Raw genomic sequence first — 10,744 nt, forward strand, 5'->3', positions numbered from 1 at the left:
GTCCGCCCGCACAACTGGCACAACCACAGGGGGACACGGTGATCACCACGACCACGCAGCACGCCACCATCGACACCCTGGACTGGATCATCGAATATTGGCCTGACCTCCTCGAAGCCAGGCTGCCTCTCACCACCCCCCGCCCTTGGCAGACGCCCGCCCTCACCGCCGAGGCCAAGGAACTACGGGACGCCGTAGCCCACCTTGACCGCTACTTCCGCAACCCGCTCGGCGTACGCGAATCGCCCGCCCCCCTCGACATCTCGATACTCCAGGTCGCCTTCGACGTGCTCGTGCAGGCCGACGACCTCGCCGCCGCCCTCGCCGAACCCTCCAGGTGCCCCGCGCTCGGCTCACCCGGCCCCTACATGCTCGACGCCCGCCCCTGGCTCACCTACGCCCGCGCCCGCCTCCTCGACCTCGGCGAAGCATGGCAGGGCTGGGCGGCGGTGTACGTGCACCGCATGTACGAGCGGGTGGCCCGCTGCTTGAGCATGCTCTACGACGGCCAGGTCGTGCGTGTCGTGTGCCCCTGGTGCAGAGGCGTCACCCCCGAAGCGCCCGCCGGCGGCGCACACACGTGGAAGGTGGTCGAGATGCCCGGCGAGCAGATCGCCATCATGTGCACCGGCATCTGCGAGCCCCCGCAGAAGGAGGTGGGCACGTGGTGGGGTGGCCAGCCGTGCTGGCCGATCTGGGACTGGGAACGGCTCGCCCGGCGCGCCCGCGACCTGCCGCTTGACGAGTTATCCACAGCCATGCCATGATCAGCGCGGACACGTATGTCCAGCAGAAGCCCGGCCAACGCCGGGCTTTTCGCATTTCCACAGCTTGCGTACGGCCCCGTCCCCCCGAGCGGGGCCGTACGCATCAGGTCCCCTCGCTACGAGGAGGGCGCGATGACCCGCAGCCGGGGGCGCAGCGGCCGGCCCTGGCGGCGGGCCCGCGCCCGCCTCATGGCCGAGGCACCCGACATCTGCCACATCTGCGGGCACGCCGGCGGAGCGAACGACGCCGATCACGTGCCGCCCCTCGCGACCCTGGTGGCCCTCGGGCTCGACCCCTGCGACCTCCGCTATCTGCGCCGGGCCCACGGGGTCGGCAAGTGCCCAACCTGTGGGCGGGCCTGCAACCAGTCCAAGGGGAACAAGGCTCTCCCCCCGGCCCCTCGATCCTCCCGGGCCTGGTGAACAGGGGCGCCCACACAAGGGGGCGCCGCACAAGGGGGCAGGGGTAGCGCATCCGGGGCCGGGTAGGTCAGGGGCAGCATGGGCCTGTACGTCATCACGGGACCACCCGCCGCGGGCAAGACCACCTGGGTCAGGCAGCACGCCCGCCACGGCGACATCGTCATCGACCTCGACGTGCTGGCCATGGCCCTGACAGCACCAGGTGCCGACCCTACGACCAGACGAAGATCCTTCGTGACGTGGCCTGTCGAGCACGATCAGCAGCCATCACCCGAGCCCTGACACACTGCACATACACGCTGGCGTGTACGTGATCCACTCGATGCAGCCCAGCCGCAGCGCTCGCACGCCACACAGACCACAACGCACAGGCTGATCACCATCGACGCTGGTCGTGACGTCGTCACGCAACGCATCAAGCAGGAGCGGGCCGCCCGCCACGCCCGCCGTGGCGTGCGCTGGTACAGCCTTCCTCGAACCGAAACGCGAACACAGCACAGAGCGTCACGCCCCTGGTAGCCCCTGCACCACACCGATCGACATCGCACAACACGACGCAGATCGAGAACGTGAGGCGTTGCCGCAGGTCAAGCCGGGACGGTCGCGGACTCCCAGGTCAGAGGGCCCGGGGGGCACCCTCCAGACGTGATCAAGGACCCGCGGAACACCCGTCCGCCCAGTCGCCCTTTTTTTGTGCGGCGATTGCGGGGGACTCACTCCGGATCGGAGGTGATCGCATGGCTGAGGAGGAAGCGGTTGAGCCGGGTCCCGTCGAGTCCGCCGTGCGCGGCGATGTGGACGCGCTCGACATCACGGGTGCGATGGCACGTTCGCTCGCTGAGACCGCGTTCAATCTGGCGCGCAAGCTCGACAACGACGCGGGGATGGCGACAGCCGCCGTGGCGCGGGAGCTGCGGGAGACGTTGAAGGCTCTGGCTGAGGCTGCGGGGGACGATGACGGATCCGATCTCGTCGCTGAGCTGTCCACCCAGGTGGGGGACGCGTCGGAATCCTGACCGCAAGACGCTCGGGCCGGCGCTCGGCATCATCGCGGCGCGGCTGGGCACGCCGCTTATGCCCTGGCAGCAGTACGTCGCCGATGTCGTGCTGGAGATCGATCCGGTGACCGGGCGGCTGGTCTACCGCGAGTACAACATCACGGTGCCGCGCCAGTCGGGGAAGACGACCTTTCTGCTGGCCAAGATGGTGCACCGGGCGCTCGGCTTCAACGACGGGCGCCAGCGGATCCTGTACGCGGCTCAGACTCGCGGCGCGGCGCGGCTGAAGTGGGAAGACGAGCACGTCGCCACGCTGGAGGCGAGCCGGTACCGCAAGCTGTTCACGGTCCGCCGCCAGCTGGGCCAGGAGGCGATCCGCTGGAAGAACGGCTCCCGGCACGGCATCACGTCGAACACGGAGAAGGCCGCGCACGGTGAGACCCTCGACGAGGGTGTGATCGACGAGGCGTTCGCCCAGGAAGACAACCGGGTCGAGCAGGCGTTCAAGCCCGCCATGATCACCCGGCCTCAGCCGCAGCAGGGCGTGGTCTCGACGGCCGGGACGTTGAAGAGCGTCTACCTGCGGGAAAAAGTCGACGCGGGCCGGGAGCGGTGCAAGGCCGGCGCGATGGACACGGTGGCCTACTTCGAGTGGTCGGCGCCGGACGACGCGGACCCGGCCGACCCGGCGACGTGGGCGCGGTGCATGCCTGCTCTGGGGCACACGATCGGCGTTCAGGCGATCCGGGCGGACTTCGAGTCGATGAAGCTCGCCGAGTACCGGCGCGCCTATCTGAATCAGTGGCCGGATACGACGCCAGACCAATGGCTGGTCATCCCGGAGGAGAAGTGGCGGCCGCTCGCCGATGAGCATTCCGAGCTGGTCGGCCGGGTGGCGTTCGCGATCCATGTGGCGATGGACCGCTCGTGGGCGGCGATCGCCGTCGCTGGCCGACGGGCTGATGGCCTGCTGCATGTCGAGCTTGTCGACTACCGGCTCGGTACGCAGTGGGTTGCGGAGCGCGCCGAGCAGCTTCGAGATCGTTGGAACCCGTGCGCATGGGTCGTGGACGCCGGGACACCGGCAGGGTCGCTCATCGCGGACCTCGAGGCCCGAGGGCTGGAGATCACCAAGCCCTCGGTGCGTGACGTCGCTGCCGCGCACGGCCAGTTCGTCGACGCGGTCGACCCGAAGGAAGGCGAGCCGACGCTGCGGTACGTCCCGCATCCGGCCCTGGATGTGGCTGTGGCGGGTGCGATGACTCGGCCGCTGGCCACGGCGAAGGCGTGGGACGCGATCGCGGCCACCACGGAGAGCAGCCCGCTGATCGCGGTCACCAACGCCGCCTGGGGGTTCGCTGTGAAAGGCCACATTGAGGAAGAAGTCGCCGCAGCGTGGGGCGCGTGGGTGTGAGGAGGACGCGATGGTGACCTTGAACATTCCGGCGGGCCGGATCCAGGCGGAGGCGGCCAAGCTCGACCCGGTCAAGGCGCTGCTGTGGCTGCTCGCGCTGCCGTTCCTGCTGCTGGGCTGGACCGCACGCGCGGTGTGGTTCGTCGTCGCGCTGGCGATCGCCACGGTGAAGGTCGGCTGGGAGATGGGGCCCGCGCGCGGGCCCGCCCGCAACGACCTGAGGCGCCGCTGATGGGAATCTTGGACCGGATCGCGACCGCTCACGCCCGGCTGGCGCCGGCCCGTGACATCACGTCAATCGACGATTACGCGGCTGCCCTGCAGTCCTTCGTGTTCAACGGCAACAGCTACGCCACCGGCATTCAGCAGACGCTCACCGGCGGCCAAGCGGAGAAGATCCCGAACGATCTGCCCGGCTACGCGACGGCCGCCTACGCCGGCAACGGCCCGGTGTTCGCGCTGATGGCGGTCCGAATGCTGGTGTTCTCGGCGATCCGGTTCCAGTGGCAGCGGCTGCGCGGCGGCCAGCCGGGCGAACTGTGGGGCACGAGCGAGCTGTCGCTACTGGAGACGCCGTACGTCGGCGGGACGACGCAGGACCTGCTCGCGGGCATGCTGCTGGACGTCGACTTGTCCGGCAACGCCTACGTCGCGGCGATCGACGGCGAACTGGTCCGGCTCCGGCCGGACTGGGTGTCGATCGTGCTGGAGCCGAGGCTGTTCCGCGGCGGCGTGCTCGGCTACCGCAGGGTCGGTTACCTGTATCAGGAGTACGGCGGCGTCGGCGAGGGCGCGATCCCGCTGATGCCGGACGAGGTGGCGCACTTCGCGCCGTACCCGGACCCGCTCGCCACGTATCGGGGCATGTCCTGGCTGACGCCGGTGCTGCGGGAGTTGTCCGCCGACAAGCTGATGCAGACCCACCAGCGCAAGTTCTTCGAGAACGGCGCCACCCCGAACATGGTGATCTCGGTGGATGCGGCGGTGAAGTTCGAGGAGTTCCTGCGGTTCAAGGAGTCGCTGAACCTGGAGCACCGCGGCGTCGAGAACGCCTACAAGACGCTCATGCTGGGCGGCGGCGCTGACGCCACGGTGGTCGGGTCGAACTTCGAGCAGATGTCGTTCACCTCGACACAGGGCCGGGGTGAGACCAGGCTGGCCGCCGCGGCGGGTGTCCCGGTGACGCTCGTGGGCTTCAGCGAAGGGTTGCAAGGCAGCAGCCTCAATCAGGGCAACTACGGGCAGGCTCGCCGCCGCTTCAGCGACGGCACCATGCACCCGCTGTGGACCGGCGCTGCGGGCAGCCTCCAGGCGATCATCCCTGCGCCGCCCGGGTCGAGGCTGTGGTACGACGCCCGCGACGTGCCGTTCCTGCGCGAGGACGCCCGGGACGCCGCCGAGATCTTCAGGGTCCGCGTCGACTCCATCACCCGGCTGGTCCGCGAGGGCTACACCTCCGACTCGGCGAAGGCCGCCGTTGCGGCGGAGGACGAAAACTTGCTGGAGCACACCGGCCTGCTGTCGGTGCAGCTCCAGCCGCCCGGTACCCAGTTCGACCCGTCCGGCGGCGGCGCCGGCCAGGAACCGGCCGGGGAGCCGGCACAGGAGGACGACCAGTGACCAGGAGGCAATCGTGAGCGCTGTTCGTGAGGGCCTGGTCCGGTCGGTGCCGTTCCAGCTCGTGCGCGCCGACGAGGACGCCGGCGACGGCCTGACCTTGACCGGGTACGCGGCCGTGTTCGGGCAGGCGACCCGGATCGACTCGTGGGAGGGCACCTTCGACGAGGTGATCCGCAAGGGCGCCTTCCGTAAAAGCATCCGCGAGCGTACGCCGGTCCTGCAGTTCGACCACGGCCGCCACCCGCTCGTCGGAAGCATTCCGATCGGCCGTATCCAGGAACTGCGCGAGGACGAGCAGGGCCTGTACGTCTCGGCCCGGCTGAGTGACAACTGGCTGGTAGAGCCCGTGCGCGACGCCATCCGGGATGAGTCCGTGGACGGCATGTCGTTCCGGTTCACCGTCGTCCGCGAGGAATGGCGGGACGCCGCCGGCAAGCTCGTCAAGCCCGAAGAACTCGCGCGTCTGCTGTGGGATCCGGGCGACCGCGGCCCGCTGTCGCGGGAGCTGATCGAGCTGAAGTGCGCCGAACTCGGCCCGGTCGTCTTCCCGGCCTACGAGGGCACCAGCGTGAGCGTGCGAGCCTCCCGGGCCGCCGACTTCATCACCCGCGACGAGGAGTTCCGGCGCGAGGTCCGCCGCATGCTCGCCACCGGCCACGGCCGCGACTACGTCTCCGACCGGGCAGACGAGCCGGACCTCTCCGACCCGCAGACGCGCCGCGAGGTGGCCCGTGCGCTGCTGTTCGGCGACCCGAAAACTTCGGACGCGCCGCCCGATCCCGGGCACCCGTCCGCACCTGAGCCCCGCCAGAGAGCGGGGCTCACTCATGTCCGCGACGAGCCGCCCGCCGGGCACTCGTCGCAGACTCCCGACGCGCCGCCCTCCGATGGGCACCCGTCGTCCAATCCGGGTTCAGACCGGCTCCGCAGCCAGATCCGCGAGATCAGAGCGCTGATGACGGAGCGGCTGGCAGACATCGAGGGAACGTGATGGAACTGACCCACCCGCAGACGGTGAGCCGACTGCAGGAGATCGAGGCGGAGCTTGAGCGCCTCGAAAACAAGAAGGACCTGACCGCCGAGGATGAGACGTCGTTCGACGCGCTCACCCGCGAATTCGGCGAGCTCGACACCCACCGCCGCCAGTTGGAGCGCAAGAGCGCCCTGAAGCGGGTCCGCTCTGCCGCTCAGGTGCGCGAGCGCGGCCCGGCGGCGCTGAAGGTCGAGCGGGGCACCCCGTACGCCAAGGGCGACGGCTACGACCTCGACCCGATCCTCAACCCGGACTCCGTCGAGGACCGCCGCTTCCGCAACCCGTGGGACATGGGCGAGGTCCGCACCTACGGCCGCGACCCCGACGAGGTCGGCCAGGAGCTGCGCGCCCGCGCCCTGTGCGCCATCGAGAAGATGCCCGGCGCCAACGACCAGATCCGCGAAGCCGGCACGAAGATCCTGGAGCGGTGGGACGACCGCAACAGCTACATCGCCAAGCTGGTCCTGCACACCTCCAGCCCCGCCTACATGAGGGCCTGGTGCAAGAAGGCGCGCGACCCGCAGGGCGCCGAGTTCACTCCGGAGGAGCGGCTGGCCTGGCAGCAGGCCGAAGCGTTCCGCGCCATGTCGCTCACCGACTCGGCGGGCGGATACCTGGTGCCGTTCCAGCTCGACCCAACCGTGATCATCACGGGCGACATCTCGGTCTCGGAGATCCGCCAGGTGGCCCGGCAGGTCGTCGCGACCGGCGACACCTGGAACGGCGTCAGCTCGGGCGCGGTGTCCTGGTCGTGGGACGCGGAGGGCTCCGAGGTCTCCGACGACGCGACGACGTTCGCCCAGCCCAGCATCCCGATCTACACGGCCCGCGGGTTCGTGCCGATCTCGATGGAGGCCATGCAGGACGAGGCCAACGTCACCGCCACGGTGGCCGAGCTGCTAGCCGAGGGGCGCACCGATCTGGAGGCCGCGGCGTTCGTCACCGGCTCCGGCGTCGGCCAGCCGACCGGCGTCGTCACGGCGCTGACCGGCACCAGCTCGGACACGACCGCCGCGGGCACCGCGTCGTTCGTCCTGAGCGACTTCTACAACCTGCACGGCGCGCTCGGCTCCCGCTACCGCCGGATGGCCTCCTGGCTGGCGAACACGCTGATCTACAACAAGATCCGGCAGTTCGACACGGCCGGCGGCGCCGGACTGTGGACCACGCTCGGCAACGGCACGCCGGAGGTCCTGATGGGCCGCCGCGCGCTGGAGGCCGAGGACATGGCGGGCGCCCTGACCTCCGGCAACAAGATCCTGGTGTTCGGCGACTTCCGCAACTACGTGATCGCCGACCGGGTCGGGATGACCGTCGAGTTCATCCCGCACCTCTTCCACACCAGCAACAACCGCCCGTCGGGCCAGCGCGGATGGTTCGCGAGCTACCGGACCGGCGCCGACAGCGTGAACGACGGCGCGTTCCGGATGCTCAAGACCGGCTGACCCACTGTCCGCGGCGGCGCCCACGCTGGGCGTCGCCGCCCGGGTGAAGGAGTACACCGTGAGCAAGCTCTACCGGTGCAAGCAGGCGGTCGCCTTCGAGCGGCCGGACGGCACCAGCAGCGTCGTCACCGCGGACCAGGTGGTCCTCGACGACGACCCGATGTTCGACGGGCGCCACGACCTGTTCAAGCGCGAGGACCTGTTCGAGCCCTTCGAGGAGTACGCCGCGCGCCGGGCCGGCGTCGAGCAGGCGACCGCGACGCCCGGCGAGAAGCGGACCGTGCGGACAGCCCCGGCGGCCACCAGGAAGACGGGCGGCAAGGGGGCCACCGATGCGGCGTAGCACCTACAACCATGTCAGGGTCGCGCAGACGCTCGCGCCCGCGGCGCTGCGCGCCAACGCCACGGTCAACGGCATCACCGTGGACCGGTTCGTCAACGACGTGTTCTATCGGACGGCCACGGTCGTCGTGCACAGCGGCGCGATCACCGACGGAACCCACACGATCACCATTGAGGACTCCGACAACGGCTCGGCGTGGGCCACGGCCGCGGCGACGGACCTGCAGGGCTCGCCCCCGGCGATCGGCAGTGCCGATGACAACAAGGTCTACGAGATCGGCTACGTCGGGCCGAAGCGCTACCTGCGCGCGGTACTGACGACATCCGCCGCTACGACCGGCGGATTCGTCGACGCCGTGGTGATCCTCGGCGTCCAGCCGGTGAAGCGTCCATGACCAGCGCCGTGCAGGAGGTGGCGTAGATGGCCGACAATCTGACCGACACCGCCGAGAACCTGCTGCTTGACTGGCTCAACCCGGCCGTGTCCGCCCCGACCCGGCCGACGACCCCGCTGAAGGTCCGCTTGATGACGGCCAACGGCAGCGACTCGGCGGCCGGGACCGAGGTGACCAACGCCGGCGGCTCGACGTACGCGTCGCAGAACGTCACCCTGGCCGCGGCCTCGGGCGGCGCGACGTCGAACAGCTCGACGCTGTCGTTCGCGAACATGCCCGCCGTCACGGTGGTGGGCGTGGAGATCTGGGACAGCGCCGGCTCGCCCGTGAGGCTCTGGTACGGCCCTCTGACGGCGTCCAAGACCGTCAACCTGGGCGACACGTTCGAGATCCCCGCTGGTGACCTCGACCTCTCGATTGGATGATCGGTGACCGCAGGCATTCAGATTACGCAGGACCGGATCAACACGCAGGCGGGCGCCATCGCCGCGCAGGTGTTCGGCGCGCTCCAGAACGTCACCGAGTTCAAGGAGTGGCTCGACACCGTCAGTGCCCAGGACCTGGAGACCGTCTACGGCTTCACCGCCGAAGACGCGGCGACGCTGAAATCTGCGTATGGCGATCTCGCCGACCTCGTGTCCATCTGGAAGGGCTCCGCACCGGCGGCGACGCTGCCGCACGACTACCGGACCTTCGCCCGACGCCTGATCGGGATCGGGATCTACTGACCGGCTGAGGGGGTCTGGTGGCTACTCCCACGGTCCGCGAGGTCCTGTCCGCCGCTGAGAGCGGCGGCCCGGCCACGGTGGTGACCGGCGCAGGCACTCAGGCCGGGGATGTCCTCGTCACCTTCTACGGGTCGAACTACTTCGACATCGCGAACTGGCCCGGCCCGCCGACCGGCACGGCCGGAACGTGGGGAGAGCAGGCAAGCGGGGACGCTGGTGTCAACAATGCCCACCTGAAGGTCTACACGAGGGCGGTCGCCGTCGGTGGAGCGCAGACCGTCACGGTCTCCCCGATCGGGTCGGAAGAGGTCTACGCGATCACCTACGTGATCGCCGGGGACAGCCTCCAGGTCGACGACGCGGCGGGGGTCGGCTCGGCGGTGGCCACAGCCTCCCCGGTGGCGCCGGGCACGTCGCCAGAGAGTACGGATGGCCTGCTGCTGTGCGCCTGGCAGACCGGCGCACCGCACTCGTCGGTCAACTTCACGGACGCGGCCGGGATGACCGGCCTGCTGGAGGTTGAGGACGGGATCGGCCCGTTCTCCACGCTCGGCTCAGCCCGGCAGTCCCTGACCTCGTCGGGGCCGACCGGCACGCGTACCGCGACCATCAGCGCGGCCCGTGCCTACGCCGCGTGCTCTATCGTCATCCGGAGCTTGGGCGAAGGCCCGGCGGTCGTCACCGGGGCGGCGGCACTGTCCGCGACCGGCACGGCTACGACACAGGCCCGCGTGAGGGTCCGAGCTGCCGCGCTCTTCTCGGCCACGGGCGCGCAGACCGCGGCGGCCCGGGTGCGGGTCCTGGCCGCGGTGTCCGGCTCGGGCACGGCGGTGCTGACGGCCGTGGCCAGGACTCGGGTTCACGCACGCTCCGCCCTGTCGGCCGTGGGCAACCTGACGGTCACCTCTGGCGCGTTACGCGGCCAGGTCCTCCTGGCGGCCACTGGAACGCTGGCCGCCGCCGCGCTGGTGCGCCGCATCGCTGCGGCCGGCCTGCAGGGCGGTTCGGATCTGCGTGTCGCCGCCTCCGTGCGCGTGCTGGGTGCCGCACACCTCGCCGCCGCAGGGAGCTTGTCGGCCGCGAGCCGCGATCTCGTCAGCGTGGGACTCATGACGGCCCGAGCCCGGCCCGGGTCGATGGCTGTCAACCGGGACCGGGCCGGTACCTCGATGGCGACGCAGGCGCGGCGCGCGGCGGAGATGGAGGGCGCATGAGCTGGGACCTGGCCGATGTGGTGCCGCTGTCCATCACGATCACGGACGCGGGCGGGCAGCCTGCCAACGCGGGCAACGTGGCGCTGACGATCACGCTGCCGGACGGCAGCACGGTCGTCCAAGGGGCGGTGCCTTCGACCTCGACGGGGGTCTACGACTACGACTATCCGACGGTGCAGGCGGGCGTGCACCGGGTGCGGTGGGTCGCGACCGGCGCCAACGCCGCGGCGTACACCGACGTGTTCGACGTCGAGCCCGCCGAGGGTGAGCCGTTCATCAGCCTGGCCGACGCGCGCAGCCATCTGAAGAAGACCAGCACGGGCGACGACGAGAAGCTGCGCGGGTTCATTGCGGCGGCGTGCCAG

General features: G+C 70.2%; 15 protein-coding genes. All 15 read left to right on the top strand.

The annotated features are described in order from the left end of the window. Window positions 1–38: 38 nt before the first annotated feature. Window positions 39–767, top strand: a complete 729-nt coding sequence (locus tag ACZ6S0_RS49110) for a hypothetical protein (RefSeq protein ID WP_465927358.1) — start codon at window positions 39–41, stop codon at window positions 765–767. Between the two features lie 132 nt (window positions 768–899). Continuing rightward, the gene (locus ACZ6S0_RS49115; protein WP_465927360.1) at window positions 900–1,190 is read left to right on the top strand and encodes a hypothetical protein; all 291 of its coding nucleotides are present in this window, start codon (window positions 900–902) and stop codon (window positions 1,188–1,190) included. A 78-nt stretch (window positions 1,191–1,268) separates the two neighbouring features. Continuing rightward, window positions 1,269–1,472: an AAA family ATPase gene (locus tag ACZ6S0_RS49120; RefSeq protein ID WP_465927362.1), complete on the top strand. Its 204-nt coding sequence runs from the start codon at window positions 1,269–1,271 to the stop codon at window positions 1,470–1,472. 455 nt (window positions 1,473–1,927) lie between these two features. Next, window positions 1,928–2,206, top strand: a complete 279-nt coding sequence (locus ACZ6S0_RS49125) for a hypothetical protein (protein ID WP_465927364.1) — start codon at window positions 1,928–1,930, stop codon at window positions 2,204–2,206. 106 nt (window positions 2,207–2,312) lie between these two features. After that, a complete protein-coding gene (locus ACZ6S0_RS49130) occupies window positions 2,313–3,602 on the top strand; it encodes a terminase large subunit domain-containing protein (RefSeq protein ID WP_465927366.1) in 1,290 nt (429 codons plus the stop codon). 10 nt (window positions 3,603–3,612) lie between these two features. Further along, window positions 3,613–3,834, top strand: a complete 222-nt coding sequence (locus ACZ6S0_RS49135; RefSeq protein ID WP_465927367.1) for a hypothetical protein — start codon at window positions 3,613–3,615, stop codon at window positions 3,832–3,834. Beyond that, on the top strand, window positions 3,834–5,222 hold the full coding sequence (locus ACZ6S0_RS49140) for a phage portal protein (RefSeq protein WP_465927369.1): 1,389 nt from the start codon (window positions 3,834–3,836) through the stop codon (window positions 5,220–5,222). Before ACZ6S0_RS49135 ends, ACZ6S0_RS49140 begins: the two co-directional genes overlap by 1 nt. Window positions 5,223–5,235: 13 nt before the next feature. Beyond that, window positions 5,236–6,213 (top strand): HK97 family phage prohead protease, encoded by a 978-nt coding sequence (locus tag ACZ6S0_RS49145; RefSeq protein ID WP_465927371.1) that lies wholly within the window; start codon window positions 5,236–5,238, stop codon window positions 6,211–6,213. Next, window positions 6,213–7,700, top strand: a complete 1,488-nt coding sequence (locus ACZ6S0_RS49150; protein WP_465927388.1) for a phage major capsid protein — start codon at window positions 6,213–6,215, stop codon at window positions 7,698–7,700. Before ACZ6S0_RS49145 ends, ACZ6S0_RS49150 begins: the two co-directional genes overlap by 1 nt. A 58-nt stretch (window positions 7,701–7,758) precedes the next feature. After that, window positions 7,759–8,043: a hypothetical protein gene (locus ACZ6S0_RS49155; RefSeq protein WP_465927374.1), complete on the top strand. Its 285-nt coding sequence runs from the start codon at window positions 7,759–7,761 to the stop codon at window positions 8,041–8,043. After that, window positions 8,033–8,437: a hypothetical protein gene (locus ACZ6S0_RS49160; protein ID WP_465927376.1), complete on the top strand. Its 405-nt coding sequence runs from the start codon at window positions 8,033–8,035 to the stop codon at window positions 8,435–8,437. The genes ACZ6S0_RS49155 and ACZ6S0_RS49160 overlap by 11 nt, the downstream gene beginning before the upstream one ends. A 26-nt stretch (window positions 8,438–8,463) precedes the next feature. Further along, window positions 8,464–8,862, top strand: a complete 399-nt coding sequence (locus tag ACZ6S0_RS49165; protein ID WP_465927378.1) for a phage tail fiber protein — start codon at window positions 8,464–8,466, stop codon at window positions 8,860–8,862. A gap of 3 nt (window positions 8,863–8,865) precedes the next feature. Further along, window positions 8,866–9,165 (top strand): hypothetical protein, encoded by a 300-nt coding sequence (locus ACZ6S0_RS49170; protein WP_465927380.1) that lies wholly within the window; start codon window positions 8,866–8,868, stop codon window positions 9,163–9,165. Window positions 9,166–9,182: 17 nt separating this feature from the next. Further along, window positions 9,183–10,379: a hypothetical protein gene (locus ACZ6S0_RS49175; protein WP_465927382.1), complete on the top strand. Its 1,197-nt coding sequence runs from the start codon at window positions 9,183–9,185 to the stop codon at window positions 10,377–10,379. Beyond that, on the top strand, window positions 10,376–10,744 hold a 369-nt coding region (locus tag ACZ6S0_RS49180), incomplete at its 3' end, for a hypothetical protein (protein ID WP_465927384.1). The genes ACZ6S0_RS49175 and ACZ6S0_RS49180, both read left to right, overlap by 4 nt.

This window comes from Nonomuraea sp. NPDC051298, from assembly GCF_055586305.1.